At 65.0% G+C, this 25,016-nt stretch carries 28 protein-coding genes; 13 read left to right on the top strand and 15 right to left on the bottom strand.

Annotated features, from left to right (window positions below):
- Nucleotides 1-29 precede the first annotated feature (29 nt).
- The 7 genes from A6723_RS22400 to A6723_RS22370 all read right to left on the bottom strand — a co-directional run bounded on the left by A6723_RS22400 (nt 30) and on the right by A6723_RS22370 (nt 5,096).
- Nucleotides 30-1,055 carry a glycosyltransferase family 4 protein gene (locus A6723_RS22400; protein WP_054907328.1) on the bottom strand — a complete coding sequence of 342 codons (1,026 nt, stop codon included), beginning with the start codon at nt 1,053-1,055 and terminating at the stop codon, nt 30-32.
- Nucleotides 1,052-2,014 carry an SDR family oxidoreductase gene (locus A6723_RS22395; RefSeq protein WP_054907327.1) on the bottom strand — a complete coding sequence of 321 codons (963 nt, stop codon included), beginning with the start codon at nt 2,012-2,014 and terminating at the stop codon, nt 1,052-1,054. Before A6723_RS22395 ends, A6723_RS22400 begins: the two co-directional genes overlap by 4 nt.
- A 55-nt stretch (nt 2,015-2,069) precedes the next feature.
- Entirely contained in the window at nt 2,070-3,221 is a 1,152-nt protein-coding gene (locus A6723_RS22390; protein ID WP_054907326.1) for a tetratricopeptide repeat protein, read from the bottom strand.
- A complete protein-coding gene (locus A6723_RS22385) occupies nt 3,214-3,519 on the bottom strand; it encodes a lipopolysaccharide assembly protein LapA domain-containing protein (protein ID WP_054907325.1) in 306 nt (101 codons plus the stop codon). The genes A6723_RS22390 and A6723_RS22385 overlap by 8 nt, the downstream gene beginning before the upstream one ends.
- A gap of 33 nt (nt 3,520-3,552) precedes the next feature.
- Nucleotides 3,553-3,837 (bottom strand): integration host factor subunit beta, encoded by a 285-nt coding sequence (ihfB, locus tag A6723_RS22380; protein WP_003091441.1) that lies wholly within the window; start codon nt 3,835-3,837, stop codon nt 3,553-3,555.
- 197 nt (nt 3,838-4,034) lie between these two features.
- A complete protein-coding gene (locus tag A6723_RS22375; protein WP_054907324.1) occupies nt 4,035-4,634 on the bottom strand; it encodes an FMN-dependent NADH-azoreductase in 600 nt (199 codons plus the stop codon).
- A 147-nt stretch (nt 4,635-4,781) separates the two neighbouring features.
- Nucleotides 4,782-5,096 carry a hypothetical protein gene (locus A6723_RS22370; RefSeq protein ID WP_054907323.1) on the bottom strand — a complete coding sequence of 105 codons (315 nt, stop codon included), beginning with the start codon at nt 5,094-5,096 and terminating at the stop codon, nt 4,782-4,784.
- A 55-nt stretch (nt 5,097-5,151) separates the two neighbouring features.
- Here A6723_RS22370 and A6723_RS22365 point away from each other — a divergent pair, with 55 nt between their 5' ends.
- The 4 genes from A6723_RS22365 to A6723_RS22350 all read left to right on the top strand — a co-directional run bounded on the left by A6723_RS22365 (nt 5,152) and on the right by A6723_RS22350 (nt 9,398).
- Nucleotides 5,152-6,078 carry a LysR family transcriptional regulator gene (locus A6723_RS22365; RefSeq protein ID WP_054907322.1) on the top strand — a complete coding sequence of 309 codons (927 nt, stop codon included), beginning with the start codon at nt 5,152-5,154 and terminating at the stop codon, nt 6,076-6,078.
- 31 nt (nt 6,079-6,109) lie between these two features.
- The gene (locus tag A6723_RS22360) at nt 6,110-6,901 is read left to right on the top strand and encodes an alpha/beta fold hydrolase (protein ID WP_054907321.1); all 792 of its coding nucleotides are present in this window, start codon (nt 6,110-6,112) and stop codon (nt 6,899-6,901) included.
- Nucleotides 6,902-6,929: 28 nt separating this feature from the next.
- Nucleotides 6,930-7,490: a peptidylprolyl isomerase gene (locus tag A6723_RS22355; protein WP_054907340.1), complete on the top strand. Its 561-nt coding sequence runs from the start codon at nt 6,930-6,932 to the stop codon at nt 7,488-7,490.
- Between the two features lie 75 nt (nt 7,491-7,565).
- A complete protein-coding gene (locus A6723_RS22350; RefSeq protein ID WP_054907320.1) occupies nt 7,566-9,398 on the top strand; it encodes an ABC transporter ATP-binding protein in 1,833 nt (610 codons plus the stop codon).
- A gap of 213 nt (nt 9,399-9,611) precedes the next feature.
- On the opposite strand, the gene A6723_RS22345 is transcribed toward A6723_RS22350, so the two are convergent.
- From A6723_RS22345 to zwf, 3 genes are read right to left on the bottom strand one after another with little or no spacing between them, the layout of a single operon-like run.
- Nucleotides 9,612-10,259 (bottom strand): bifunctional 4-hydroxy-2-oxoglutarate aldolase/2-dehydro-3-deoxy-phosphogluconate aldolase, encoded by a 648-nt coding sequence (locus tag A6723_RS22345; protein ID WP_054907319.1) that lies wholly within the window; start codon nt 10,257-10,259, stop codon nt 9,612-9,614.
- Between the two features lie 17 nt (nt 10,260-10,276).
- Entirely contained in the window at nt 10,277-10,993 is a 717-nt protein-coding gene (gene pgl / locus A6723_RS22340) for a 6-phosphogluconolactonase (protein ID WP_054907318.1), read from the bottom strand.
- A complete protein-coding gene (gene zwf / locus A6723_RS22335) occupies nt 10,980-12,449 on the bottom strand; it encodes a glucose-6-phosphate dehydrogenase (protein ID WP_054907317.1) in 1,470 nt (489 codons plus the stop codon). The genes pgl and zwf overlap by 14 nt, the downstream gene beginning before the upstream one ends.
- Nucleotides 12,450-12,635: 186 nt before the next feature.
- Between zwf and A6723_RS22330 the strand changes: the two genes are divergently transcribed.
- Entirely contained in the window at nt 12,636-13,493 is an 858-nt protein-coding gene (locus A6723_RS22330; protein WP_024765963.1) for a MurR/RpiR family transcriptional regulator, read from the top strand.
- Nucleotides 13,494-13,602: 109 nt separating this feature from the next.
- Here the strand turns inward: A6723_RS22330 and def are convergent, their stop codons facing one another.
- On the bottom strand, nt 13,603-14,142 hold the full coding sequence (gene def / locus A6723_RS22325) for a peptide deformylase (protein WP_054907339.1): 540 nt from the start codon (nt 14,140-14,142) through the stop codon (nt 13,603-13,605).
- Nucleotides 14,143-14,362: 220 nt separating this feature from the next.
- On the opposite strand from def, the gene A6723_RS22320 reads away from it, so the two are divergent.
- The 3 genes from A6723_RS22320 (at nt 14,363) to A6723_RS22310 (ending at nt 17,007) form a co-directional block, all read left to right on the top strand.
- Entirely contained in the window at nt 14,363-14,917 is a 555-nt protein-coding gene (locus A6723_RS22320) for a hypothetical protein (RefSeq protein WP_054907316.1), read from the top strand.
- A gap of 189 nt (nt 14,918-15,106) precedes the next feature.
- Nucleotides 15,107-16,537, top strand: a complete 1,431-nt coding sequence (gene arcD / locus A6723_RS22315; RefSeq protein ID WP_054907315.1) for an arginine-ornithine antiporter — start codon at nt 15,107-15,109, stop codon at nt 16,535-16,537.
- 56 nt (nt 16,538-16,593) lie between these two features.
- Entirely contained in the window at nt 16,594-17,007 is a 414-nt protein-coding gene (locus A6723_RS22310; protein ID WP_054907314.1) for a DUF5064 family protein, read from the top strand.
- A 4-nt stretch (nt 17,008-17,011) separates the two neighbouring features.
- Here the strand turns inward: A6723_RS22310 and A6723_RS22305 are convergent, their stop codons facing one another.
- Both A6723_RS22305 and A6723_RS22300 read right to left on the bottom strand, forming a co-directional pair.
- On the bottom strand, nt 17,012-17,848 hold the full coding sequence (locus A6723_RS22305; RefSeq protein WP_024765959.1) for a S1 RNA-binding domain-containing protein: 837 nt from the start codon (nt 17,846-17,848) through the stop codon (nt 17,012-17,014).
- A 170-nt stretch (nt 17,849-18,018) separates the two neighbouring features.
- Nucleotides 18,019-19,791, bottom strand: a complete 1,773-nt coding sequence (locus tag A6723_RS22300) for an ABC transporter transmembrane domain-containing protein (protein WP_054907313.1) — start codon at nt 19,789-19,791, stop codon at nt 18,019-18,021.
- A 157-nt stretch (nt 19,792-19,948) separates the two neighbouring features.
- Between A6723_RS22300 and A6723_RS22295 the strand changes: the two genes are divergently transcribed.
- The 3 genes from A6723_RS22295 to A6723_RS22285 all read left to right on the top strand — a co-directional run bounded on the left by A6723_RS22295 (nt 19,949) and on the right by A6723_RS22285 (nt 22,106).
- On the top strand, nt 19,949-20,149 hold the full coding sequence (locus tag A6723_RS22295; RefSeq protein WP_024765957.1) for a hypothetical protein: 201 nt from the start codon (nt 19,949-19,951) through the stop codon (nt 20,147-20,149).
- Nucleotides 20,150-20,331: 182 nt separating this feature from the next.
- Nucleotides 20,332-21,441, top strand: a complete 1,110-nt coding sequence (locus A6723_RS22290) for an AI-2E family transporter (RefSeq protein ID WP_054907312.1) — start codon at nt 20,332-20,334, stop codon at nt 21,439-21,441.
- A 56-nt stretch (nt 21,442-21,497) separates the two neighbouring features.
- Complete coding sequence (locus A6723_RS22285; protein WP_054907311.1) at nt 21,498-22,106, top strand: DUF4893 domain-containing protein; 609 nt, start codon at nt 21,498-21,500, stop codon at nt 22,104-22,106.
- Between the two features lie 22 nt (nt 22,107-22,128).
- Here A6723_RS22285 and A6723_RS22280 read toward each other — a convergent pair whose 3' ends face one another.
- The gene (locus A6723_RS22280; RefSeq protein ID WP_024765954.1) at nt 22,129-22,752 is read right to left on the bottom strand and encodes a hypothetical protein; all 624 of its coding nucleotides are present in this window, start codon (nt 22,750-22,752) and stop codon (nt 22,129-22,131) included.
- A 104-nt stretch (nt 22,753-22,856) separates the two neighbouring features.
- Between A6723_RS22280 and A6723_RS22275 the strand changes: the two genes are divergently transcribed.
- Nucleotides 22,857-23,579: an RNA pseudouridine synthase gene (locus A6723_RS22275; protein WP_054907310.1), complete on the top strand. Its 723-nt coding sequence runs from the start codon at nt 22,857-22,859 to the stop codon at nt 23,577-23,579.
- Nucleotides 23,580-23,827: 248 nt separating this feature from the next.
- Nucleotides 23,828-24,094 carry a hypothetical protein gene (locus A6723_RS22270; RefSeq protein ID WP_024765952.1) on the top strand — a complete coding sequence of 89 codons (267 nt, stop codon included), beginning with the start codon at nt 23,828-23,830 and terminating at the stop codon, nt 24,092-24,094.
- Nucleotides 24,095-24,113: 19 nt separating this feature from the next.
- On the opposite strand, the gene A6723_RS22265 is transcribed toward A6723_RS22270, so the two are convergent.
- On the bottom strand, nt 24,114-24,938 hold the full coding sequence (locus A6723_RS22265; protein WP_054907309.1) for an enoyl-CoA hydratase/isomerase family protein: 825 nt from the start codon (nt 24,936-24,938) through the stop codon (nt 24,114-24,116).
- Nucleotides 24,939-25,016 lie beyond the last annotated feature (78 nt).

The following is a 25,016-nucleotide window of genomic DNA, read 5'->3' as shown; positions in this document are numbered from 1 at the left end:
GCTACATTGACCACCCAATCCGGCGGAGTTCAGCTCACATCCTGTTCATCCGGACGACCTGCACCCAGATGAGCTACGACAAGCACCAAAGGAGCATAGGCCACAATCAGCGCCAGCAAGCCTGAAACATGCCCCAGCGCGACCAGCAATGCCAGCGGCAGGAGCCAGAATACGTTGATCGCGGTTACCGCCAGCGATACCCGCAGATGACTGCCGTAGCGCCGCGAAGCGCGCTGGTAGGCATGGCTGCGATGCGCTTCGTAGACGCGTTCGCCGCGCATCAGCCGATGAATCAGGGTGAACGTCGCGTCTACGATGAAAACACCCAGGAGAATCAACCAGCTCCAGATCAGCGGCGGGGCCACCGAGGAGGCCTGCAGCGCCAGACCGCCGAGGATCAACCCGAGGAAACCACTGCCCGCATCGCCCATGAAAATTCGCGCGGGAGGGAAATTCCAGACCAGGAAACCCGCCGCCGCCAGGCCCAGCAGCAACGGCAGCCAGACCAGCTCCGCAGCCCCGAAGGCCCAGCCGCAGAGGGCTCCGCCCAAACAGACGCTGATGGCCTCCAGGCCGGCAATACCGTCGATGCCGTCCATGAAGTTGTAAAGGTTGAGCAGCCACACCAGGAACACCAGTCCCAGTAGGTCGCCTGCCAGGCCCAGGTCCAGCGCGCCCCAGGGGAGCGGCAACACAGGCACGCCACCCAGCCAGCAGAGCAGCCACAGCGCAGCGACAAAATGCCCCAGCAGCCGCCAGCGTGCCGGAATATGGCGGTGATCATCGAGGAAGCCAATGGCCGCAACCAGGGCGCCGGCCGGCAGAAGAGCCACCAGGCTGGCCCCGCCGATCATCCCGAGCACGGCAGCCAGGGGCAGACAGCCGAGAAAGCCCAGCACAATTGCAACACCGCCACCACGCGGCGTGGGAATCCGGTGCGAACTGCGGGCATTCGGAATATCCATGATGCTGCGCGCCAGCGCGTAGCGACGAACCCCCGCCGTCATGGCCCAGGACGCAATGAACACAGCCAGAAGCAGCAATGCCGCACTCATCGTCCTTGCTCCTGACCACGCTCCTGCACCGTTTCCAGCAGGGCCTGTTCGACACTGACGGGAGGAGCCCAGCCCAGCCGGCTGCGAGTTGCGGAAATATCCACCTGCAGGGATCCCAGCAGGCGCTGAACCTGTTGGCCTCGCCCGGTCAGCAGCCCCAGCAGGCGCAGCAACCCCGCCGGAACCGGCAGCAGACGAGGGTGTACGCCCATGGCCCTGCTCAGGCTGCGACACAGCCGGGCCGTAGACAGGTCCTCCCCATCACTGACCAGGAACACCTGCCCTGCCGCCGCAGGATGGCGCGCGCACAGCACCAACAGGTCGACCAGATTATCCCGGGCCACCAGGCTGCGGCGATTGTCGATAGCGCCGAAGGGTAACGGCAGACGGCGCTGCAAGGCGCGCATCAGGCTGGCGAAGTTGGCCTTGACCCCTGGGCCGTAGACCAGTGGCGGGCGCACCACCACGACCTCCAGCCCTGTCTGCCGGGCAACCTCGAACAAGGCCTGCTCGGCCTCGAGCTTGGATTGGCCGTAAGGGTCCTGCGGTTGCGGCTCGGCATCGGCCGTGAACGGCCGACCTGGCGCCGTTTCCTCGCCATTGACCTTGATCGAACTGACAAAGACAAAACGCCTCACGCCAGCCGCCGCGGCCTGCTGCGCCAGATGCCGGGTCGCCTCGACGTTCACTGCGCGAAACTCGGCGAGCGGATCGGCAGCCCGCTCGTCCATGACGTGAACCCGGGCAGCGCAATGAATCACTGCATCGATCCCTTGCAGGGCCTGCGTCCAGGATTGCGCCACGCTCAACCCATCGATGAGCGCCACCTCGACATCTTCCGGGAGTTGCACGCTGGCGCTCCGCTGGGCGGCGCGAACCTGCACATCATCTTCCTGGCACAAGCGAGCCAGCACGCCTCGGCCGACAAAACCGGTCGCGCCCGTGAGTAGAACCTTCAATCCAGCACCTGCAGAACCTGACGCCAGCGGCGTCTTCCATGTTTGAGCGAACGCGTCAGAGCGGCGAAATGACCGGTCGCAGCGCATTCCAAGCGTGACAGCTGGGGCATTGCCAGTGCAGTTCGCGGCCGGCGAAACCACACTTGCCGCATCGATAGCGCGGCATTGTCTTATACAAACCGATGATTATTGGAGCGATTTTTCCGGCTGCCGAGTCTTTTTCGCCATCGTTTCCGACTACTTCAAGGTACTCGCCGACTCCTTGCCAGGAAGGATGACGCTCCACCCGCTCCAGCAGGCTCTCGCGCCAGCCGGACGCCCCCACCGGCTGCTCGCTTTGCGCCAGTAGCGCGAGGATTGCCGGCGGCACTTCCTCGCCGGTGGCCAGCCCCCGCAGGCAGGCGAGCAACTCGGGCCGGGCAAGGCCATCATGGCGACGCAATAGCGGCACGATCTCGCCGAGGAAGGCTTTGGCATCGCTCGCCAACTCACCGACGGTAGCCACGGCAGCGACCTGATCCTTGCGCCACAACTCGCAGTCCAGCCGCATCAGCAGAGCGCGGACGCAGCGCTTGTCCACACGGCGAGCCTCACGCAGCAGCTCCTGCATGGCACTGCGATCGCCGGTCCTGCCCTTCTCCTGGGCGAGTTCGCAGTAGTAGTTGGCCAACGCCGCGCTCAGCTCGGGGCGACTTGCGACCAGGCGAGAGGCCAACTCGATGGCGCGCGACCAGTTCTTCTCGCGCTCGCAGATCAGCCGTTGTTCATCCAGCGCTTCGAGGGAGATGGGTTCATCGCGCTGCTGCGTCAGGTCGTCCAGCAGCTCCTCGGCGCTACCCAACAGGCCGCCAGCGATGAAATCGCGCGCCAGCTCCAGGCGCACCTGCGCAACCAGCGAACCATCCTCGCCGGCACGGCCCAGCAGTTCCTGGTGAATGTGGATGGCTTTCTCGATATCGCCGCGACGGCGAAACAGGTTGCCGACGTGCAGGTGGCTTTCGAGAGTCTCCGGACTGACGACCAAGCCCTGGGACAGGCTTTCCAGTGCATCGTCGGAGTGTCGCTCCAGCAGGTTGTGCATGCTGTGGACACGGCTCCGCAGATGGGTTTCGGAGGCTTCCCGGGGCCGGGAAAGAGAACGACGCCCCATCCACCAGCCGATGGCCAGGGCGCAGAAGAAGAACAGCGTGGCGATGACGCTAGGCATGGTCCGTCAGCGACTTTTCACGCAGCGCGTCATTCTCCTTGCGGAAACGAGTGACTTCGGAGCGAAGGCCGCTCATGCGGGCATGCGCCTTCGCCCGGAAGGGGATGCTCAGCAGCAGGCCGATCACGCCACCAAGGATGAAGGCAAGGGAAATGAAGACCACCAGCGGCCACTGCGGCGACTGCCAGCCAAGGAAGGTCAGCTGCGCGGACTGCAGGTTCTCCAGGACGAAAACCACAACGATGGCGGCCAGGACGACCAACGCCAGAATCAGCAGGAAACGTTTTGCCCGAAGCATGGACACTCCTTCTTGAAGACGGATACCCCGGGGTCACTCGGGTTCGTTGACGCGGTCGCGCAGCTCCTTGCCGGGCTTGAAGTGCGGGACGAACTTGCCGTCCAGGCGCACGGACTCGCCGGTTTTCGGATTACGCCCCACGCGCGGTGCGCGGTAGTGCAGAGAGAAGCTGCCGAACCCCCGGATTTCGATACGATCCCCCGTCGCCAGAGCCTGGGACATTTGCTCAAGCATGGTCTTGATCGCCAGCTCCACATCCTTTGCGGAAAGCTGCCCCTGATGGGTGACGATTCTCTCGATCAACTCCGACTTGGTCATGGTTTTCCCTTCTTTTTCAAGCGGCTAGATCAGCTCTAGGTTCTTTTAGCATGCTGATCATGCTTTGAACAGCCCGAACGGAAAGGATGTGTTTTCTGCCGGTCAAGTAGCCGGCGAATAAAAAATGGCCGACTCCCAGGCAGGGAATCGGCCACGGTCGCGTCCAGGAGCGGGAGGACGCGCAAGCGGAAAGCGGGTCAGGCAATGGCGGCGAGCTGCGCCTTGGCCTTGGCCAGGCCTTTCTCGGCGAATTCACCGCCCATGTTCAGGCCTTCGGCGTGGATGAAGGTCACGTCATGGATACCGACGAAGCCCAGCGCCTGGCGCAGGTAGGGTTCCTGGTGATCCAGCGCGCCGCCGGCGTACACGCCGCCACGGCTGGTCAGGACGAAGGCGCGCTTGCCGGTGAGCAGGCCCTGCGGGCCGGTCTCGGTGTATTTGAAGGTCACACCGGCGCGCAGCACATGGTCGAGCCAGGACTTCAGCGTGCTGGGGATGGCGAAGTTGTACATCGGCGCGGCCAGCACCAGCACATCGGCGGCTTGCAGTTCGGCCGTCAGTTGGTTGGAGCGCTCCAGCGCGATGCGCTCGATCTCGCTGTGCTCCTGGGCCGGCTTCATCCAGCCACCCAGCAGGTGGGCATCCAGGTGCGGCACCTGTTCGATGGCCAGGTCGCGAACCTGGATCTCGTCGGCCGGGTGCGCAGCCTGCCACTGCGCGATGAAATCGCGGGTCAGCTGGCGGGAAACGGAACCTTCCTGGCGGGCACTGCTTTCGATGACGAGAACGCGGGACATGGACTGGACCTCCATCGGTCATTGAATGTGTCGATGGAGGCCATCCTAGAGATGAACAAATCGATAAAAAAGCGCAAATAATCGCTTCTAATTATCGAATAAATTGATTTCTCGCAAAACTGCTTCTAGTCTTGTCCGGCAGAATACTCAACCCGGCACGCAGGTGAGCTTGATGCGCAGCTTGATTACCGCGCGACTGAAGCTGGAAGTCAGGTTGGCTTCCTTGCCCGGCGCGATGGAAGCCTTGCGGACATGCGGAGTTTCCGGGCCATTGACGAAGACTGCGGTGCAGGTCGCCTGCTCCTGACCATTGTTGCGCAGCATGATGGCACCCATCTGGTCGCCTATGTCCTGGGTGTCATAGTCCACCTGGGTGCCCTTGAGGGATTTCTCCACTTCGATGGGATAGGCCAGGGCGGTCAGCGGCAACAGTGCCAGAACGGCACAACAGAATTTTTTCATGGCGGTCTCTTGTTGGTCTTCTGCGGACCGCCAGATTAGACAAGAGGAAGCGAGGATGAAAGCGCCCCGCGTTACCCTGGATCAGTGGAGAACCCTGCAGGCCGTGGTCGATCACGGCGGCTTCGCCCAGGCGGCGGAAGCCCTGCATCGTTCGCAGTCGTCGATCAGCTATACCGTGGCGCGCATGCAGGAGCAGCTCGGCGTACCGCTGTTGCGCATCGACGGGCGCAAGGCCGTGCTCACCGAGGCGGGTGAAGTGCTGCTGCGTCGCTCGCGGCAGTTGGTGAAATCAGCAGGCCAGCTGGAAGAGCTCGCCCATCACATGGAGCAGGGCTGGGAGCCGGAAGTACGCCTGGTGGTCGACGCCGCCTACCCCACCGTGCGCCTGGTGCGCGCCCTCTCCGCCTTTATGCCGCAGAGCCGCGGCTGCCGCGTGCTGTTGCGCGAGGAAGTGTTGTCCGGCGTGGAGGAAGCGCTGGTGCAAGGTCACGCCGACCTCGCCATCAGCGGCCTGAACATCCCCGGCCACCTGGGCGCCGACCTTTCCATCGTCGACTTCGTCGCCGTCGCCCATCCCGATCACCCGCTACACCGCCTGCAACGCGAAGTCACCCACCAGGACCTGGAAACCCAGATGCAGGTGGTGATCCGCGATTCCGGTCGCCTGCAGCCGCGCGACGTCGGCTGGCTCGGCGCCGAGCAACGCTGGACGGTGGGCAGCCTGGCCACCGCCGCCACCTTTGTCAGCAACGGCCTGGGCTTCGCCTGGCTGCCGCGGCACATGATCGAGCGCGAGCTGCGCGACGGCCAGGTCAAGCCACTGCCGATGAAACAGGGCGGCGTGCGCGAGAGCCGCTTCTATCTTTACCCGAACAAGGAAAAGCCCCTGGGCCCGGCCACGCAGATCCTCGTGGAACTGCTGACCACCTTCGCCAACGTGCCACTCGACGCCCATTTCGCCGCCCCCGAAAGCCCGGCCTGAATACACAGGCCGCACGGAAAAGGAGCCCGTCATGCCGTTCTTCGACCACGCCGGCCACCGTCTGCACTATGAGGAAAGCGGTTTTGGAACGCCGGTCCTGCTGGTGCACGGGCTCGGCTCCAGCACCCGCGACTGGGAGTTCCAGGTGCCGGAACTGGAAAAGCACCACCGGGTAATCGCCCTCGATGTACGCGGCCATGGCCAGTCGGACAAGCCGCGCCAGCGCTACAGCATCGGCGCCTTCGCCGAGGACGTGATTGCCCTGCTCGACCACTTGAGCCTGGGCCGCGTGCACCTGGTGGGCATCAGCATGGGCGGCATGATCGGCTTTGAACTGGCCACCCGCTGGCCGGAGCGGCTGAACAGCCTGACCATCGTCAACAGCGCGCCGGAGGTAAAGCCACGCAGCCCTCGCGAGTACCTCGAAGTGGCGCGTCGGCTGTTCCTCGCCCATGTGCTGGGCCTGGATACCGTGGGCAAGGCACTGGGCAAGATGCTCTTCCCCAAGCCAGAACAGGGCGATCTGCGCCGCAAGATCCAGCAGCGCTGGCCGCAGAACGACAAGCGCGCCTATCTGTCCAGCCTGCATGCCATCATCGGCTGGGGTGTGCAGGAACGCCTGGCGCGCATAACCTGTCCAACCCTGGTGATCAGCGCCGACCGCGACTACACCCCGGTTTCTCTCAAGCAGGCCTATGTCGGGCAGATGCCCAACGCACGCCTGGTGGTAATCGAGGATTCGCGCCACGCGACGCCGCTGGACCAGCCCGAACGCTTCAACACCACCCTGCTCGACTTCATCGAGCAGGTCGACCATCCCTAGAACCTCAGGAAACATCCACCAAATGACCCTGTTCAAACGCTTCCTGCTCGCTGCCTGCTCCCTGGTCCTGGCCGGCTCGGTGTTCGCCGCCGACAGCAAGAACCCGCATGTGCTGCTGTCTACCACCTCTGGCGAAATAGAAATCGAGCTGTACGCCGATAAAGCGCCGATTTCTGTGAAGAACTACCTGTCCTACGTCGACAGCGGTTTCTACAACGGAACCATCTTCCACCGCGTCATCCCCAACTTCATGATCCAGGGCGGCGGTTTCACCGAGGCCATGAAAGAGAAGGACACCCAGGCGCCGATCAAGAACGAGGCCGACAACGGCCTGCTCAACGAGCGCGGCACCCTGGCCATGGCACGCACCAGCGACGTGAACTCCGCCACCAGCCAGTTCTTCATCAACCTGACCGGCAACGACTTCCTCAACCACGGCGCCCGTGACTTCGGCTATGCCGTATTTGGCAAGGTCGTACGCGGCATGGGCGTGGTCGACCAGATCGCCGGAGTGAAGACCGGCAACCGCGGCATGTTCCAGGACGTACCGACCACCTCGGTGGTCATCCTCTCCGCCAAGCGTCTGTGATTCTGCGCAATCACGGCTGACGGAGGCCATTCAAGGCGGGGCCAGGACGGCCCCACCGACAACCCGAGACCTATCATGCTTTACCGTCGTTTCGAGCGTCTGATCGATCCCTTCCGCGACGTCCCCGAGCGCATGCCGCCGTCCGATGTCATCCGCTTCTACGTCTATTACCTGCGCCAGGTCTGGCCGGTCTTCCTCGCCCTGCTCTTCGTCGGCCTGATCGTCGCCCTGATCGAAGTCGCGCTGTTCAGCTACCTGGGGCGCATCGTCGACCTCGCGCAAGGCACCGCGCCCGCGGACTTCTTCACCCTGCACGGCCGCGAGCTGATCTGGATGGCCGTCGTCGCGCTCATCCTGCGCCCGGTGTTCAACGGCCTGCACGACATGCTGGTGCACCAGAGCATCAACCCCAGCATGACCAACCTGATCCGCTGGCAGAACCATCGCTACGTGCTCAAGCAGAGCCTGGGCTTCTTCCAGAACGACTTCGCCGGGCGCATCGCCCAGCGCATCATGCAGACCGGCAACTCCCTGCGCGATTCCGCCGTGCAGGTGGTGGATGCCATCTGGCACGTGGTGATCTACACCGTCAGCGCCCTGGTGCTGTTTGCCGAGGCCGATTGGCGCCTGATGATCCCGCTGCTGCTGTGGGTCGTCGGCTACGTCGGCGCGCTGGGCTACTTCATTCCCCAGGTGAAGCATCGGTCGGTGGTCGCCTCGGACTCGCGCTCCAAATTGATGGGCCGGATCGTCGACGGCTACACCAACATCACCACCCTCAAGCTGTTCGCCCACACGCGCCAGGAAGAGGACTACGCCCGCGAAGCCATCGACGACCAGACCCGCAAGGCCCAGCAGGCCGGACGCGTGGTGACCTCCATGGACGTCACCATCACCGTCTTCAACGGCCTGCTGATCGCCGGTACCACCGGCCTTGCCCTGTGGCTGTGGACCCAGTCGCTGATCTCGGTCGGCGCCATCGCCCTGGCCACCGGCCTGGTCATCCGCATCAACAACATGTCCGGCTGGATCATGTGGGTGGTCGGCGGCATCTTCGAGAACGTCGGCCAGGTGCAGGACGGCATGCAGACCATCGCCCTGCCCCGCCAGGTGAACGACCAGCCCGGCGCCAAGCCGTTGGTGGTGAGCCATGGCGAAGTGCGCTTCGACCAGGTGGATTTCAGCTACGGCAAGGGCGGCGGCCTGATCAGTGGGCTGGACCTGACCGTACGCCCCGGCGAGAAGATCGGCCTGGTCGGGCCGTCCGGCGCCGGCAAATCCACCCTGGTGAACCTGCTGCTGCGCCTGTACGACCTCGAGAGCGGGCGCATCCTGATCGATGGCCAGGACATCGCCCACGTGACCCAGGAAAGCCTGCGCGCGCAGATCGGCATGGTCACCCAGGACACTTCGCTGCTGCACCGTTCGATCCGCGACAACCTGCTCTATGGTCGCCCGGACGCCAGCGAGGCGGATTTGCAGGACGCCATCCAGAAAGCGCGCGCCTTGGAGTTCATTCCGCAACTGAGCGACGCCGAGGGTCGCTTCGGCCTTGACGCCCACGTCGGCGAGCGCGGCGTGAAGCTCTCCGGCGGCCAACGCCAGCGCATCGCGATCACCCGCGTGCTACTCAAGGACGCGCCGATCCTGATCCTCGACGAGGCCACCTCGGCGCTGGACTCCGAGGTGGAAGCGGCGATCCAGGAAAGCCTGGAAACCCTCATGCAGGGCAAGACGGTAATCGCCATCGCCCACCGGCTTTCCACCATCGCGCGCATGGACCGGCTGGTAGTGCTGGAGCACGGCCGCGTGGTCGAGAGCGGCAGCCATGCCGAGTTGCTTGCCCATGGCGGGCTCTACGCGCGGCTGTGGCGGCACCAGACGGGCGGGTTCGTCGGGGTGGATTGAAGCCCGAGGGTCACGCGCGACCCTTTCGCGAACAGCCCCGCGTCGGGTTTTGTTCGCGAGCAAGCTCGCTCCTGCAGGGAGCAGTCCTGCACCGGGCTCGTTTTTCTGTAGGAGCGAGCTTGCTCGCGAACCCGCACGGCAAACCTGTTCAACCGCAGAAGCACCCATAAAAAAGCCCGGCACAAGGCCGGGCACGTCCAAATTCAGGACAGCTCAGTGTGTGTCCAGTAACGCCAGCGCCTCGCGACTCAGGCGTTCGACCGTAGCCCAGTCGCCGCTGTCGACGGCGGCCTTGGGCAGCATCCAGCTGCCGCCCACGCACATCACGTTGGCCAGGCGGTAATAGTCATTCAGGTTGTCCGGGCCGACGCCGCCAGTGGGGCAGAAACGGATGTCCGGGAACGGCCCGCCGAAAGCCTTGAGCGCCTCCACGCCGCCGGCGACCTTCGCCGGGAACAGCTTGAAACGACGCAGGCCATGACGGTATGCCGCCATGATTTCCGAAGCGGTGGCCACCCCCGGCAGCAACGGCACCGGGCGAGTCACCGCGTACTGCAGCAACTCCTCGGTGCAGCCGGGCGTGACGATGAACTTCGCCCCCGCCTCTTCCGCCTGGGCGAAAGTTTCCGGGTCGAGCACGGTGCCGGCGCCAACGATCAGCTCCGGGCGTTGCTCGCTCAACTGGCGGATCGCGGTGAGACCCAGCGCCGTCCGCAAGGTCACTTCCAGAACGGTGATGCCGCCGGCTGCCAGAGCATCCGCCATGGGCAGGATGTCTGCCTCGCGGTCGATGGTGATCACCGGCAGGATGCGCGCACGCTGCGCCAGGGCATCGATCTGCTGGATGTGTTGTTCAGGCATAGCGGTAACTCCGTGCTTCAGGGGCACCAGTGGATCGAAAGAGGTGAACGCAGGAATGCATTGACCGGCATGCGCTGGTCGTCGTTATCGCTGAGCGCCTGACTCAGCGTGGCCAGCTTGGATTCGCCCTGGATGGCCAGGATCTGCACCCGCGCGCCCTGCAACACGGCTCGGGTGAGCGTCAGGCGCTGATGCGGCACGGTCGGCGCCCACATCGGCAGGCATCGCCGTGTGCCGGCAGGGTCAAGCGCCTCGACCAGGTTGGTGCTGCCTGGGAACAGCGAAGCCGTGTGGCCGTCGTCGCCCATGCCCAGCACCAGCACATCGATCGGCAGCGTCAGCTCATGGAGGAAACGATCGGTCTTGTCGGCCGCCTCCTCAAGGCTGCTCGCCGGCTGATACAGGCCGATGAACTGCGCCTTGCCTGCCGCGCCCTTGAGCAGATGGCGGCGCAGCAGGCCAGCATTGCTGTCAGGGTGCGACTCGGGCACCCAGCGCTCGTCGGCGATGCTGACGGCCACTTTCGACCAGTCCAGTACCGCGCCGCTCAGGGCTTCGAGGAAAGCCACCGGACTGCGCCCGCCGGACACCACCAGCAATGCGCGGCCGCGCTCGATCAGCGCCTCGCGCAGCGCGTCGGCTACCACTTCGGCGAGGCCGCGGGCCTGCTCGGCGGCGTTGTTCCAGGTCTTCCAGGCCATGCCTTCTTTCAGTGTCGGTTCAAAGATCGCCATACCAGTCCCTCCCGTCGCGAGCGATCAGGGCAACCGAGGCCTGCGGTCCCCAGCTTCCAGCCGGGTAAGGCTTGGGCTCCTCGCCCAGTCGGCCCCAGCCGTCGATCAGGCCATCGCACCATGTCCAGGCGGCCTCGATCTCGTCCTTGCGGACAAACAGGTTCTGATTGCCCTGGGTGACTTCCAGCAACAATCGCTCATAGGCATCCGGCGTACGGGCGGTCTGGAAGGTTTCGGAGAAATTCAGTTGCAGCGGGCCGGTGCGCAGTTGCATGCCCTTGCCCAGGCCCTGGTCCTTGGTCATCACCTGCAGGGAAATGCCCTCGTCCGGTTGCAGGCGGATGATCAGCCGGTTGCTGATCAGCGAACGCTGCTCCGGGGCGAAAATGTAGTGCGGCGGTTCCTTGAAGTGGATGACGATCTGCGAGTGCTTCTGCGGCATGCGCTTGCCGGTGCGCAGGTAGAACGGCACGCCGGACCAGCGCCAGTTGCGGATATCCACGCGCAGGGCGACGAAGGTCTCGGCGTCGCTGTTGGGGTTGGCATTTTCCTCGGCGAGGTAGCCCGGCACGGGCTTGCCGTCGATGTAGCCGGCCGTGTACTGGCCGCGCACCACGCGGGTCGCCAGTTGCTCGGGAGCGATGGGCTCCAGCGCGCGCAACACCTTCACCTTCTCGTCGCGGATGCTGTCGGCGGTGAGGTTGGCCGGCGGGTCCATGGCGATCAGGCAGAGCAGTTGCAGCAGGTGGTTCTGCACCATGTCGCGCAGCTGGCCGGCCTTGTCGAAGTAGCCCCAGCGGCCCTCGATACCGACCTTCTCGGCCACGGTGATCTCCACGTGGGAGATGTGGTTCTGGTTCCACTGAGTCTCGAACAGGCTGTTGGCGAAGCGCAGCGCGATGAGGTTCTGCACCGTCTCCTTGCCCAGGTAGTGATCGATCCGGTAGATGCGGTTTTCCGGGAAGAAACGTGCCACGGCGTCATTCACCGCACGGGACGATTCCAGGTCGTGGCCGATGGGCTTCTCCAGCACCACCCGGGTGCGTTCGGCAAGGCCGGCAGCGGCAAGGTTCTCGCAGATGCCGCCGAACACCGAGGCGGCGGTGGCGAAGTAGGCAACCAGGGTCTTCTCGTCGCCCACCAGCTCGGCCAGCGCCTGGTAGGAGCCGGCATCGAGGAAGTCCATGCTCAGGTGATGCAGGCGCGCCTGGAAGCGGGCCCAGACCTGTTCATCCCACTCTTTCGCCGGGACATACTGGCGCAGACGGCGTTCAATGGTTGCCAATGGCTCTTCCGTGGCGCCGTCATCGCGGGCCAGGGCGAGAATGCGGGTATCGCGGTGCAGCAGGTCTTCGCGGTCGAGCTGGTAGAGCGCCGGCAGCAGTTTGCGCAGGGCGAGATCACCCAGGGCGCCGAACAGCGCAAGGGTGCAGGGCAGAACGCGGACTTCAGGCATTTGTTGTTACCAACCAAATTTTGAACGATAGTTAGCCTTCTACGCCGGCATTAAGACAAATATGTAGTAATTAAACAACATAATTCTGCCGTCTCGCGCCGTTGTTGGTCGCTTGCCAGCCTGACGTTAGGATAGCGCCGCTGGCCGCACCTACCCGGTCAACCGTCGATTGCCCAAGGAGCACGGATGAAAAACCTGCTGGAGCAGATCCAGAGCCGTCTGGAAGAGCTGAACAAGGCCGAGCGCAAGGTCGCCCAGGTGATCCTGCACGACCCGCAGCAGGCCACGCGCTTCAGCATCGCCGCGCTGGCCCAGGCATCGAGTGTCAGCGAGCCGACGGTGAATCGCTTCTGCCGCTCCTTCGGCATGAGTGGCTACCCGGAGCTGAAGATCCAACTGGCACAAAGCCTCGCCAGCGGCGCAGCCTTCGTGACCCAGGCCGTGGCGGCCGACGACGGCCCCGAGGCCTACACGCGCAAGATATTCAGCAGCACCATCGCCTCGCTGGACAGTGCCCACAAGCTGCTCGACCCGAAGGTGATCGACCGCGCCGTGGACCTGTTGATCCAGGCCCGGCAGATCCACTTCTTCGGCCTTGGCGCGTCCAGCTCGGTGGCCCTCGACGCGCAGCACAAATTCTTTCGCTTCAACCTGGCGGTGTCAGCGCAGAGCGATGTGCTGATGCAGCGGATGATCGCCTCGGTAGCACACACCGGCGACCTGTTCGTGGTGATTTCCTACACCGGGCGCACCCGCGAGCTGGTGGACGTGGCCCACCTGGCGCGACAGAACGGCGCCTCGGTACTCGGCCTGACCGCCGCGGACTCGCCGCTGGCCCGCGCCAGCACCTTGAGCCTGGACATCCCGCTGCCCGAGGACACCGACATCTATATGCCGATGACCTCAAGGATCATCCAGCTCACCGTGCTCGACGTGCTCGCCACCGGCGTGACCCTGCGCCGCGGCGTGGATTTCCAGCCGCACCTGCGCAAGATCAAGGAGAGCCTGGTGCCGACCCGTTACCAACTCGACGAGGAAAGTTGAGGGCGGCACCGCCCTCGGCTCTGGAAAAGCCCGCTCCTGCAATCGCGCGCAGAACCATCACCTGCTGTAGGAGCAAGTTCACTCCTACGGAGAACAGCTCAAGCTGCCGTCAGTCATCCGCGTTCGGATCGAGCCCGGGGAACAGCACCTCGGTGAAGCCGAATTTGCTGAAATCGGTGATACGCGACGGATACAGCCGGCCGATCAGGTGGTCGCACTCGTGCTGCACCACCCGCGCATGGAAGCCCTCCACCGTACGGTCGATGGGCTGGCCCTGGGGATCGACGCCCTGGTAGCGGATAGCCCGGTAACGGTCCACCGCACCACGCAGGCCGGGGACCGAGAGGCAGCCTTCCCAGCCCTCCTCCAGCTCGTCGCCGATAGGCGTGATCAGTGGGTTGAGCAGGATGGTCGGTGGTACCGCCGGTGCATCCGGATAGCGCTCGCTGCGCTCGAAACCGAAGATCACCAACTGCAGGTCCACGCCGATCTGCGGCGCGGCCAGGCCAACGCCACCAACGTGATGCATGGTCTCGAACATGTCGTCGATCAGTTGCTGCAACTCGGCGCTACCGATCATCGACTCGGGCACTGGCGGGGCGATGCGCAGCAGGCGCTCGTCGCCCATCCTGAGAATCTCGCGGATCATCTTGGCCTCGTCGCCAGGGAGTGAGACCGGCATCCTCTGCCCTCCCACGCCGCCTGGCAAGCCCGCGACCGCCCGGCAGCGCCCCGCGAGCCACGCCAGCCCGGTGTTAGACTGGTGCACGACGACATTCTTCGAACGCCGGAGATTTGCCGGGAAACGCGGCAGATCACGGACGAAACCCTGGGGGGATCTTTTATTTCCGAGGGGCGCGAGGTTCGTCATGAACAGGCATTACTACATCAGCGACAACCTGGACGACCTGGAACAGGTCGAGCAGGAGCTTTCCGAAAGCGGCATCGGCATCGAGCAGATGCATGTGCTCAGCGACAGCGACGCGGAACTGGAAGAGCACCGCCTGCATGAAGTGCCGTCGGTGATGAAGAAAGACGTGGTGCACTGGGGCAAGATCGGCCTGGTGATCGGTGCCGCACTGGCCGTGCTGGTACTGGTTGTCGGCTACCTGAGTGGCTGGACGCAGACGGCGGCCGGCTGGATCCCCGTGGTCTTCCTCGCCGCGGTGCTGCTGGGCTTCAGCCTGTGGGAAAGCAGCTTCTTCGGCCTGCAACGCCCCAGTGGCGACGTGCGCCGCTTCCAGGGCAACCTGCAGCAAGGCCGCCACGTGTTCTTCGTCGACGTGAAGCCCGAGCAGGAACCGGTGCTGGACATGGTGGTGCGCCACCACCCGCGCCTGGAGATCGCCGGCTTCGGCAGCGCCATGCCGGCCTGGTGGCTCTCCGTCGAGCAGGCCTGGAATCGCTTCCGCCACATGATGTAGCGGCAAGCGCCAGTCTCTTCTCCGCGGCTCTGGTGACCCGCGGCCTTCGCCCTGCGCGCTGTTGAACCGCAACAGAACTCGTTCAGGGTCGGTTCAGAAACCGTTAGCTTGCTATTGATATACATCAGCCGAGTGCCTCCGAGCGGATTCGAAAATATGCGAATCCATTCACATTCAGGAGGCTGGGAAATGACCACATCGCCCAACCAGAAACTCGGCCTGGCTGCACTCACCGCCCTGGTGGTCGGCTCCATGATCGGTGGCGGCATCTTCTCGCTGCCGCAGAATGTCGCGAAAAGCGCCAGCCCCGGCGCTGTTCTCATCGGCTGGGCCATCAGCGGTATCGGCATGCTGATGCTCGCCTTCGTCTTCCAGAGCCTGTCCAACCGCAAGCCGGAACTCGATGCCGGCGTCTACGCCTACGCCAAGGCGGGCTTTGGCGACTACATCGGCTTCAATTCGGCATGGGGCTACTGGCTCAGTTCCATGCTCGGCAATGTCAGCTACTTCGTGCTGATCTTCAGCGCGCTGGGCTACTTCTTTCCGGTGTTCGGCGAGGGCAATACCGCCATTGCCTTCGTCTGCTCATCCCTGCTGCTGTGGAGCCTGCACTTCCTGATCCTGCGCGGGATCAAGCAAGCGGCCTTCATCAATCAGATCACCACGGTCGCCAAGGTCGTACCCATCGTCCTGTTCATCCTGATCGGCCTGGTGGCGTTCGACATGGACCTGTTCACTGCCGATTTCTGGGGCCACGGTCATGTCGATTTCGACAGCGTGATGAGCCAGGTACGCAACATGATGCTGATCACCGTCTGGGTGTTCATCGGCATCGAGGGCGCCAACCTGTACTCAGGCCACGCGAAGAAGCGCTCGGATGTCGGCACCGCCACGGTGATCGGCTTCGTCTCGGTAATGGCGCTGCTGGTGCTGGTGAACGTGCTGTCCATGGGCATGATGAACCAGGCGCAACTGGCCGGCTTGCCCAACCCGTCCATGGCCTACGTGCTGGAGCACGTGGTCGGTCACTGGGGCGCCGTGCTGATCATCGCCGGGCTGGTCGTCTCGCTGTTCGGCGCGCTACTGGCGTGGATTCTGCTGAGCGCGGAAATCATGTTCGCCGCTGCCCAGGACCACACCATGCCCAGGTTCCTCGCCCGGGAGAGCAAAGCGGACGTGCCGGTCAACGCGCTGTGGCTGAGCAACGCCACGGTGCAGGTATTCCTGATCGTCACCCTGTTCGCCGCCAGCACCTACACCAGTCTGGTGTACCTGGCCGCATCCATGGCGCTGCTGCCTTACCTGTTCTCCGCCGGCTACGCCGTGCTGCTGTGCCTGCGCGGAGAAGACTATGAAGGCCTGCTGCGCGAGCGCCGCAAGGACCTGGTAATCGGCGCCATCGCCCTCATCTACAGCCTGTGGCTGGTGTATGCCGGCGGCATGGATCACCTGCTGCTCTCGGCGCTGCTCTACACCCCGGGCGTGGTGCTGTTCATCATGGCCAAGCGCGAGCGCGGCGAACGCGCGTTCAGCAAGGCGGAAGGGCTGATCTTTGCCGTCCTGCTGGCCGCAACGCTGGGCGCCGGCTACGGTCTCTATTCCGGACAGCTGAGCCTCTGAGCCCAATATCGAACGCCCGCGGCTTCGGTCGCGGGCTGGCGTTACCAGGAGAAAAAATGACCGTTCCCGCTCAGGTCACCATCCACTCCACCGCCGGCCTCGATCGGCAGCAGTACCGAATTCGCATGAGCTACGTCGTGGAAAATGCCGCCAGCCGTGATGCGACAGTGAAGTTCGAGCTGGATGGCGAAATCGACGGCCAGCCCTTCAATGACGGCTTCGAACTCCCCGGCGACCTCGCCTTCAACTTCGCCGGCAGCGCCACGCGCATTTTGCGACGGCACGGCCTGCGGGTCTGCAGCGGGCCGGTACTGCGCTTTCGCAAGGAGCATGACCGGGTGTTCGACGACCTGCGTCGCCAGCTGAAGGCCGAGCCGGGCACGCCGGTCGACCTGCAGCGCATGGGCTCGCTGGCCCCGGCCGAGCCGCGTTGCGCGGTGGCCGAGTCCATCGTCCGCGGGCGCGGCTGAGCCGTCAGGCCAGCTCGATGCGATCGTCGTGGATGACGATCAGGCCCTGCTTGAACAGGCCGCCGATGGCCTTCTTGAAGTTGCCCTTGCTGACGCCGAACTGCTGCGCGATCAGCTCTGGCGGGCTCTTGTCGCTGATCGCCAGCTTGCCGCCGGCATCGCGCAGAGCCTGGAGGATCTTCTCGCTCAGGGCATCCGAGAGCCCCGCGCCGGCCGGCTGCAGGCTCAGGCTGATCTTGCCGTCGGCGCGCATTTCCTTGATGTAGCCCTTCTCACGCAGGCCGCCACGCAGGAACTTGAACGCTTCGTTCTTGTGGATCAGCCCCCAGTGCTTGCCTTCGATGATCGCCTTGTAGCCCAGGTCGGTGCGCTCGACGACCAGCAGGTCGACTTCCTGGCCGGCCTTGTAGTTCGCCGGGGTGTTGTCCAGGTAGCGGTCCAGGCGCGCGGTGGCGGTGATGCGGCGGCTGCGCTCGTCGAGGTAGACGTAGACCACGCAGTAATCGCCAACCTGCAGCGGACGTTTCTCTTCCGAGTGCGGCAGGAGCAGGTCCTTGGGCAGCCCCCAGTCGAGGAACAGGCCGATGCGATTGACCTCCACCACCTTGAGGCTGGCAAAACCGCCGACCTGCACCTTGGGCTTCTGGGTGGTGGCGATCAGACGGTCTTCGCTGTCCAGGTAGATGAACACGTTCAGCCAGTCGCCCACCTCGGTGGGTTCGTTCTTCGGCACGTAGCGCTTGGGCAGCAGGATTTCGCCGTGGCTCTCGCCATCCAGGTAGAGACCGAAATCGGTGTGCTTGGCCACCTGCAACGAATTGAACCGACCTATGACTGCCATGACGCTTACCTCGTGAACGGGGCGAGCATTCTACGCGCATTGGCGCAAGGATGCGCCTCAAGCCGCCGAACGCCGGCTTTATGTAGGACCGAGGGGGGCGCCCAGCCCTTGCTCGCGAACCAGGCTGTGCAGCAGCTCCGCAGTTAAGCAGTTCGCGAGCAAGCTCGCTCCTAAAGGCTGTGTTCCTTCTGGCCGAACTGGAGTTCGGCAAGGCGCGCATACAGGGGGCTGCTGACCACCAGTTCGGTGTGCCGCCCCAGCGCCACCAGGCGACCGTGCTCGATCACCGCGATGCGGTCGGCATTGAGCACCGTGGCCAGGCGGTGGGCGATCACCAGCGTGGTGCGGTCACGCATCAGCCCCGGCAACGCCTGCTGGATCAGGTGTTCGCTCTCGGCGTCCAGCGCGCTGGTGGCTTCGTCCAGCAACAGGATAGGCGCGTCCACCAGCAACGCACGGGCAATCGCCAGGCGCTGGCGCTGCCCGCCGGAAAGCCCCTGGCCGCTCTCCCCCAGATGAGTCTGATAACCCTCGGGCAGACGCAGGATAAATTCGTGGGCGTGGGCTGCACGGGCGGCAGCCTCCACTTCGGCATCGCTGGCGCCGGGGCGGCCGTAGCGGATGTTCTCCTCCACCGTGCCGAAGAACAGCGCCGGGTTCTGCGAAACCAGCGCGAAGCTTCGGCGCAGGTCCGCCGGATCAAGCCGTGCGATCGGCTGCCCGTCGATCAGGATGCGCCCCTGCTGCGGGTCGTAGAAGCGCAGCAGCAGATCGAACAGGGTGGACTTGCCCGCGCCCGACGGCCCCACCAGCGCCAGGGTTTCGCCCGGTTCCACACGCAGGTCGATGCCATCGATGGCCCATTGCTCCGGGCGCGACGGATAGGCGAAATGCACGCCCTGCAGATCGATGCTGCCGACAATGCGCTCGGGCAAACGCAGCAGGTCGCTGGCCGGTGCGTGGATTTCACTGCGCGCCCGCAATAGCTCGGCGATGCGCTCGGCCGCACCGGCAGCGCGCTGCAACTCTCCAATCACCTCGCTCAGCGTGCCGAAGGCCATGCCGACGATCAGGCTGTAGAACACGAAGGCAGCGAGGTCGCCGGGGCTGATGCGCCCGGCGATCACGTCCATGCCGCCGACCCAGAGCATCACCCCCACTGCGCCAAGTACCAGCAGGATCACCACGCTGACCAGCCAGGAGCGCTGCATGATGCGCTTGCGCGCGGTGTCGAAGGCGTCTTCCACCGTGCGCCCGAAGCGTGCGCGGTCCTGCGCCTGGTGGTTGTAGGCCTGCACCGTCTTGATCTGACCGAGGGACTCGCCGACGTAGCTGCCGACGTCCGCCACGCGATCCTGGCTGAGCCGCGACAGGCTGCGCACGCGGCGGCCGAACAGCAGGATCGGCGCGATCACCAGCGGCAGCGATGCAACCACGATGCTGGTCAGCTTGGCGTTGGTGAAGAACATCAGGATCACCCCGCCCAGCAGCATCAGCACATTGCGCAGCGCCATCGACAGCGAGGAGCCGATCACCGACTGCAGCAGCGTGGTGTCGGCGGTCAGCCGCGACTGGATTTCCGAGGCGCGGTTGTTCTCGTAGAAGCCGGGATGCAACTCGATCAGGTGGTCGAACACGCGCTGGCGGATGTCCGCGACGAACCGCTCGCCAATCCACGACACCAGGTAGAAGCGCACGAAGGTGCCCACTGCCAGGCACAGCACCAGGGCGAAGAAGATACCGATGGCGCGGGTGAGCAGCTGTTCGGACTGGGTGATGAAGCCCTGGTCCACCAGCAGGCGGATGCCCTGCCCCAGGGACAGGGTGATAGCGGCGGTGAACAGCAGCGCCAGCAACGCGCCAAGGGCACGCCAGCGGTAAGGTGCGAGGAACGAGCGAGCCAGGCGCAAGGCATTGCGCTGGCGGGACGACAGCAGGGACATGGCAGGCTCTGAAAGGCCGGAGTGCGCAGAGGGTAGCACTGCCGCCACACCGCGCGCGAAGGACGATTCACGCAGCCGAATGGGACCGTTCGTTCCATGACCGCCCCGAAAGCTGCTCGTTTGATGTACAATGGGCGGCCAATTTGCGCAGACAGGTATGGCAGATATGACTACCAAGCCCTCCACCCGCCAGAAAGCCGCCCCCAAGGCTCCCGCCGCTACCGCGACCAGCGAAGCCCTGGAAGCCCAGATCGCCGCCTTCCTGAACTCCGGCGGTGAGATCCAGCAGATCGCCAAGGGCGTGACCGGTCAGAACTACGGCGCACCGAGCCGCCACATCAGCCTCGGCAAGAAGTAATACCCGCTGGCAAGCCTGCCGAACCTCGGCAGGCTGCCCGCCTCCCCCGCTCCACCTCCGCGCTTTTCACGATCCTCCCCGCAATACCGAACTTCCTTTATTGCCTGAACACCTTGCACTCGGGCAGAGTCCGCCGATAGTTAAGGACTGGGCCACGTCGCGCCCGCTGCAAGGAGCACCCCATGCTGCCCTCCCCGGAAAAGCTGCTGTCGCGCAACCTGCTCGATGTGCTGATCCGCGCCGGCCTGATCCTGTTGCTGGCGCTGTTCTGCTTCCGCATCTTCCATCCCTTCCTCGACCTCATGCTCTGGTCGGTGATCCTCGCCATCACCCTCTACCCGCTGCATCAGTTGCTCAGCGGCTGGCTAGGCGGACGGCCCAACAGCGCGGCAACGCTGATCGTGATCCTCGGCCTGGTGATCCTGCTGGTGCCGGTGGTGGTGATCGGCATGTCGATGGCCGATTCGGTGCGCGACCTGGTGCACGCGATCCAGAACCGAACCCTGCAGATACCTCTGCCGCCCGACTCGGTGCAGACCTGGCCGGTGATCGGCCAGTACGTCTATCCCTTCTGGACACGCGTGGCCACCGACTTCATGGGTGTGGTGCACCAGATGGCCCCGCACCTGCAGGGCGTCGCCAAAACCCTGGCGGGTCAGGCGGCGGGTGCGGGCATGGGCCTGATGCAGTTCCTCGCCGCGTTCGTCATTGCCGGGGTGATCATGGCCTACGGCGAACTGGGCAGCCGAACCTCCTGCGATATCGCCATCCGTATCTCCGGCCCGGACCGCGGGCCGGGGCTGGCCGAGTTATGCACCGGCACCATCCGAGCGGTAGCCCAGGGCGTGGTCGGCGTGGCCTTCATCCAGACCATGATCCTCGGCCTGGGCTTCGTCGTCATGGGCATCCCCGGCGCCGGCCTGCTGGCCCTGGGCGTCCTGTTGCTGGGCATCACCCAGTTGCCGGTGGTGCTGATCACCATCCCGGCGATCATCTATGTGTTCATGACCAACGATTCGCTGCTGGTCGCCATCCTGTTCACGATCTGGACCATGGCCGGCGGCCTCTCCGACAACGTCCTCAAGCCGCTGATGTTCGGCCGCGGCGGCAAGGTGCCGATGCCGGTGATCCTGATCGGCGCCCTGGGCGGCATGCTCAGCAATGGCATCATCGGCCTGTTCGTCGGCCCGGTGGTACTGGCGCTGGGCTACGAGCTGTTCATGTCCTGGGTCCACGAGCGCGAGGCGCCCGTCGCTCCGCCCATCGAGCCACCAGTTCAGGACGCCCCCTGAAACCTCTCGCCCGCGGCGCGCGCCGCGGGATTTCCTCCTGCAATGGAATGCACAAGATGTCGAAACGCTGCTCCCTCACCGCTGCCCTGCTCGCCGCCGGCCTGCTGCTCTCCCCGTTGGCCTTCGCCGACGACACCGCGATCGTCTGGCCCGCCGTGGTCAACGCTGCCGACCAGCAGCGCCTGACGACCCTCGATGGCGAGGTCAAGCGCCTGCTCGACCAGCTCCAGCAGAGCGAAGACGAGACCACCCGCAACGAAGCGCTGAATCTGTACCGCATCGTGCTGGAAGATCCCGAACCACTGGCCGACGCGGCCCTGACCGGGAACTGGAAATGCCGCTCGGTGCAGATCGAAACGGAAGCGCTGTACGGCTACCCGAACTTCAAGTGCTCGGTGCGGCAAACGCCCAAGGGCCTGTACCTGGAGAAGACCAGCGGTTCGCAGCGCATCAGCGGCTATCTGCAACGCCTGGACGACAAGCAGCTGGTATTCGTCGGCGGCGCTTCGGTGAACGACGACCCGCAGGTGGGTTACAGCGGCCTGGAGCAGGCGGCGGCGCGCGAGACCGACGTGGTCGGCGTGGTGCGCAACTCGCACGACGGTTTCGTGCTGCTGGTACCCGAGCAACTGGGTGGCTACAACCTGTTCCGCTTCACTCGCTGAGCCCTGCCACACCAGCAAAGGCCTAGAGCAGCGCCACCATTTCCTTGAGCGTCACCGCCCAGGTACCTTTCGCGTTGAGGTAGCGATAACCGAAGCGCGAACCATTGGCCTGGGTGGTGAGCACCGCGTTCCAGGCCAGCCCGCGCTGCAGGTCGTGCGCCGGGTCGAGAAGGAAAAAGGCGTCGTCGCTCATCCCCACCGCCAGGCACCAGTGGCGGATATCGCTGTCCTTGCGGCCGTGGAAGCCCAGCACCACCGGGATATTCTCGTCGAGGTGCCGCCGGGTCAGCTCGACCATCCGCGTACCGTTGCCGCGTTCGACGCGGTATTCCTTGTCGCTGATGACCTTGAGCAGCTCCAGCAGATCCGCGCCGGTGGTGCCAACGCGCACCAGGGTCTCGTGCGCGTTCAACGCCTCCATCAGCCGCCCGTAGCGGGTGCGCGAATCCACCGGCGCCAGGCCCTTGGCCGCGCGCCGGCCGAGCTGGTTGCGCGCCAGCATCGCCATCACCAGGCAGTACGGCCCGCACGCGCCGTCCATGTCGCCCTGGCGCAGGTGCACCTTCTCGCCACGCTTGTTGATCAGGCCGCCGCTGCCGTGTTCGTCCAGGTCCCAGCCCAGGCCGTCGATCAGGGTGATCCGCATCGCGCTTCCTCATTGCTTGCTCTGGAGTTGTGACCGGAAGCCGCGCGGATCATTCCACCGGCTTGCGGTTACAATGATCGCTTTCCCCTGCCTGGTTACCCGAAATGTCCGAAGCCATCCGCCTGTCCAAGCGCCTCGCCGAGCTGCTGCCCTGTTCGCGCCGCGAAGCCGAGCTGTACATCGAGGGCGGCTGGGTCACGGTGGACGGCCAGCGCGTGGAAGAACCGCAATTCAAGGTCGACGCCCAGCGCATCGAACTGCTGCCGGGTGCCTCCGCCGACCCGATTCCGCCGGTGACCATCCTGGTGCACAAGCCGGTCGGCCTGGGCAGCGGCAACGGCGCCAACTCCGCCCAGCAACTGCTGACGCCGGACAAGCGCTGGGCCGAGGACAACCTGCAGCAGCGCCTGCTGCGCAAGCACTTCGGCCACCAGTTCAACACCACGGTGCTGGAGACCGACGCCAGCGGCCTGCTCGTCTACACCCAGAGCCGCGGCGTGCAGCGCCGGCTGGTGGACGAGGCGGACAACATCGAGCACGAGTACGTGGTCGAGGTCAGCGGGCAGATTGCCGACAATGGCCTGAAGCGCCTGTGCCGTGGCCTGGTCATCGACGGCCGCGAGCTGCCGCCGCTGAAGGTCAGTTGGCAGAGCGAGAACCGCCTGCGCTTCGCCGGCAAGCAGTTCCGCCCCGGCCAGATCGGCGCCATGTGCCGCGCCGTAGGCCTGCATGCCCTGTCGATCCGCCGCCTGCGCCTGGGCGGCGTGGCCATGGGCAAGCTGCCCGCCGGCCAGTGGCGCTTCCTGCAGCCGGGCGAGAAGTTCTGAGCGTCTACGAGACCAAGGTCGCAGGCGCCCGAAATTAGCCAGGGTGCCTCTCTAAACTGCGGCTTCCAGCCGTTATCGATAACGTCGATAGTCACCAGTCGACGCATTCAGTTCTCTTGATAGTCCGTGCGCGGCATCTTTGCCCCATCAACTCGCTGGCAGGAGATTCGCCGGCCCCGCAGTCGGGCCGCAGGGGCGAACGAGCTACTCGCGAGACGCCCCCAACGGATCGTCAAGAGGACACCACCATGCAAGTCATTCTCGATTTCCTGCTGCTCGTTGGCTCCCTGGTGGAGCTGCTGCTTTACGTCGCCCTGGCCAGCATCGTGCTCGCCGCCGTCGTGCTGCTCAGCGTCATTGCCGTGCTGACCCTGCGCTCGCCGGGCTCGGCCGTGGTCATCCCCGACCGTCGCCCCTCGGTCAGCCGCCAGCCGCGTCCGGCGGTCAAGCATCAATTGGCCCGGCCGATACTGGTCGCCGTGGCGAACGAGCCGATCCTGGCGAAGACCGCGTGACGCCGTCCTCGCCAGCGATTCAGCCCGGGTAGCGCCCGAGCGCAGCCCCCAGGTCGCGTTCGAGCTCCCCGTCCCGCTGGCCACCGTTGTCCATCATCCAGCGCACCCGCTCCACCGTTCCGGGTGCAGACATGTCACCGACGAAGCGCTGCGATTCCTCCGCCAGCGCCGCCTGATCCGCCGCCGTCACCTGATCCACCACCGCCTTCACATGGGCGATGCCCGCCGCCGGGAAGGCCGCGATCCGTCGCGCCAGGGCCTCGCAGAATCCTTCCAGTTCCGCGTCCGCCAGTGCCCGGTTGATCCAGCCGTAGCGCTCTGCCGTGTCCGCATCGAAGTCCTCGCCACCCAGGCAGACCTCCAGCGCCCTGCCCCGCCCGAGCATCTGTGCCAGGCGCACCGTACCGCCCGCGCCAGGCAACAAACCAACCGCGACCTCCGGCTGGCCGAGCAGAGCGCGCTCCCGGGAAGCGAAGCGCATATCCAGCGCCAGGAGGAATTCGCTGCCGGCGCCACGCGCGCGGCCGCGCAACTCGCCAATGGTCACCTGCGGCAGCCGGCTGAAGCGGCTGAACAGCGCACTGAGCGGGCTGGCCATGCCGACGGGCAGCTTCATCGGCGGCGCGTCGAGCTGGCTGCCGAGGTCGTAATGGGCAAGGAAGAAGTCCGGGTTGCTGCTGCGGAACAACACCACGCGGATATCGGCATTGCGCTCGAGCTCATCGGCCAGGTGCAGCAGGTCGATGACCATGGCGCGGTCGATCAGGTTGATCGGCGGGTGACGGAAGCTCACCACGGCTACGCCGTCGCGGTCCTCCCGGATAAAGGTGCGGTAGTCGCTCATCGATGGGGCCTCCGTTGCGAAGACCCGAGGATGCGCCGGGGCGGGCAGCCCGCCCCAGCACTATCGATGCGCGGAATG

It is taken from the genome of Pseudomonas sp. AU11447 (assembly GCF_001672555.2).
GTDB lineage: Bacteria > Pseudomonadota > Gammaproteobacteria > Pseudomonadales > Pseudomonadaceae > Pseudomonas > Pseudomonas nitroreducens.
The sequence above is the reverse complement of the archived record's forward strand: the minus strand, read 5'-3'. Positions and strand labels throughout refer to the sequence as shown.

What these genes read in the sequence shown, in the direction of transcription:
- A6723_RS22400 (WP_054907328.1), bottom strand. Translation starts at nt 1,055, where the DNA reads ATGAGTGCGGCATTGCTGCTTCTGGCTGTGTTCATTGCGTCCTGGGCC.
- A6723_RS22280 (WP_024765954.1), bottom strand. Translation starts at nt 22,752, where the DNA reads ATGCGGATCACCCTGATCGACGGCCTGGGCTGGGACCTGGACGAACAC.
- A6723_RS22275 (WP_054907310.1), top strand. Translation starts at nt 22,857, where the DNA reads ATGTCCGAAGCCATCCGCCTGTCCAAGCGCCTCGCCGAGCTGCTGCCC.
- ihfB (WP_003091441.1), bottom strand. Translation starts at nt 3,837, where the DNA reads ATGACCAAGTCGGAGTTGATCGAGAGAATCGTCACCCATCAGGGGCAG.
- A6723_RS22345 (WP_054907319.1), bottom strand. Translation starts at nt 10,259, where the DNA reads ATGCCTGAACAACACATCCAGCAGATCGATGCCCTGGCGCAGCGTGCG.
- A6723_RS22390 (WP_054907326.1), bottom strand. Translation starts at nt 3,221, where the DNA reads ATGCCTAGCGTCATCGCCACGCTGTTCTTCTTCTGCGCCCTGGCCATC.
- A6723_RS22360 (WP_054907321.1), top strand. Translation starts at nt 6,110, where the DNA reads ATGCCGTTCTTCGACCACGCCGGCCACCGTCTGCACTATGAGGAAAGC.
- arcD (WP_054907315.1), top strand. Translation starts at nt 15,107, where the DNA reads ATGACCACATCGCCCAACCAGAAACTCGGCCTGGCTGCACTCACCGCC.
- A6723_RS22320 (WP_054907316.1), top strand. Translation starts at nt 14,363, where the DNA reads ATGAACAGGCATTACTACATCAGCGACAACCTGGACGACCTGGAACAG.
- A6723_RS22265 (WP_054907309.1), bottom strand. Translation starts at nt 24,938, where the DNA reads ATGAGCGACTACCGCACCTTTATCCGGGAGGACCGCGACGGCGTAGCC.
- A6723_RS22350 (WP_054907320.1), top strand. Translation starts at nt 7,566, where the DNA reads ATGCTTTACCGTCGTTTCGAGCGTCTGATCGATCCCTTCCGCGACGTC.
- def (WP_054907339.1), bottom strand. Translation starts at nt 14,142, where the DNA reads ATGATCCGCGAGATTCTCAGGATGGGCGACGAGCGCCTGCTGCGCATC.
- pgl (WP_054907318.1), bottom strand. Translation starts at nt 10,993, where the DNA reads ATGGCGATCTTTGAACCGACACTGAAAGAAGGCATGGCCTGGAAGACC.
- A6723_RS22385 (WP_054907325.1), bottom strand. Translation starts at nt 3,519, where the DNA reads ATGCTTCGGGCAAAACGTTTCCTGCTGATTCTGGCGTTGGTCGTCCTG.
- A6723_RS22295 (WP_024765957.1), top strand. Translation starts at nt 19,949, where the DNA reads ATGGCAGATATGACTACCAAGCCCTCCACCCGCCAGAAAGCCGCCCCC.
- A6723_RS22365 (WP_054907322.1), top strand. Translation starts at nt 5,152, where the DNA reads ATGAAAGCGCCCCGCGTTACCCTGGATCAGTGGAGAACCCTGCAGGCC.
- A6723_RS22310 (WP_054907314.1), top strand. Translation starts at nt 16,594, where the DNA reads ATGACCGTTCCCGCTCAGGTCACCATCCACTCCACCGCCGGCCTCGAT.
- A6723_RS22300 (WP_054907313.1), bottom strand. Translation starts at nt 19,791, where the DNA reads ATGTCCCTGCTGTCGTCCCGCCAGCGCAATGCCTTGCGCCTGGCTCGC.
- A6723_RS22375 (WP_054907324.1), bottom strand. Translation starts at nt 4,634, where the DNA reads ATGTCCCGCGTTCTCGTCATCGAAAGCAGTGCCCGCCAGGAAGGTTCC.
- zwf (WP_054907317.1), bottom strand. Translation starts at nt 12,449, where the DNA reads ATGCCTGAAGTCCGCGTTCTGCCCTGCACCCTTGCGCTGTTCGGCGCC.
- A6723_RS22330 (WP_024765963.1), top strand. Translation starts at nt 12,636, where the DNA reads ATGAAAAACCTGCTGGAGCAGATCCAGAGCCGTCTGGAAGAGCTGAAC.
- A6723_RS22290 (WP_054907312.1), top strand. Translation starts at nt 20,332, where the DNA reads ATGCTGCCCTCCCCGGAAAAGCTGCTGTCGCGCAACCTGCTCGATGTG.
- A6723_RS22370 (WP_054907323.1), bottom strand. Translation starts at nt 5,096, where the DNA reads ATGAAAAAATTCTGTTGTGCCGTTCTGGCACTGTTGCCGCTGACCGCC.
- A6723_RS22285 (WP_054907311.1), top strand. Translation starts at nt 21,498, where the DNA reads ATGTCGAAACGCTGCTCCCTCACCGCTGCCCTGCTCGCCGCCGGCCTG.
- A6723_RS22270 (WP_024765952.1), top strand. Translation starts at nt 23,828, where the DNA reads ATGCAAGTCATTCTCGATTTCCTGCTGCTCGTTGGCTCCCTGGTGGAG.
- A6723_RS22305 (WP_024765959.1), bottom strand. Translation starts at nt 17,848, where the DNA reads ATGGCAGTCATAGGTCGGTTCAATTCGTTGCAGGTGGCCAAGCACACC.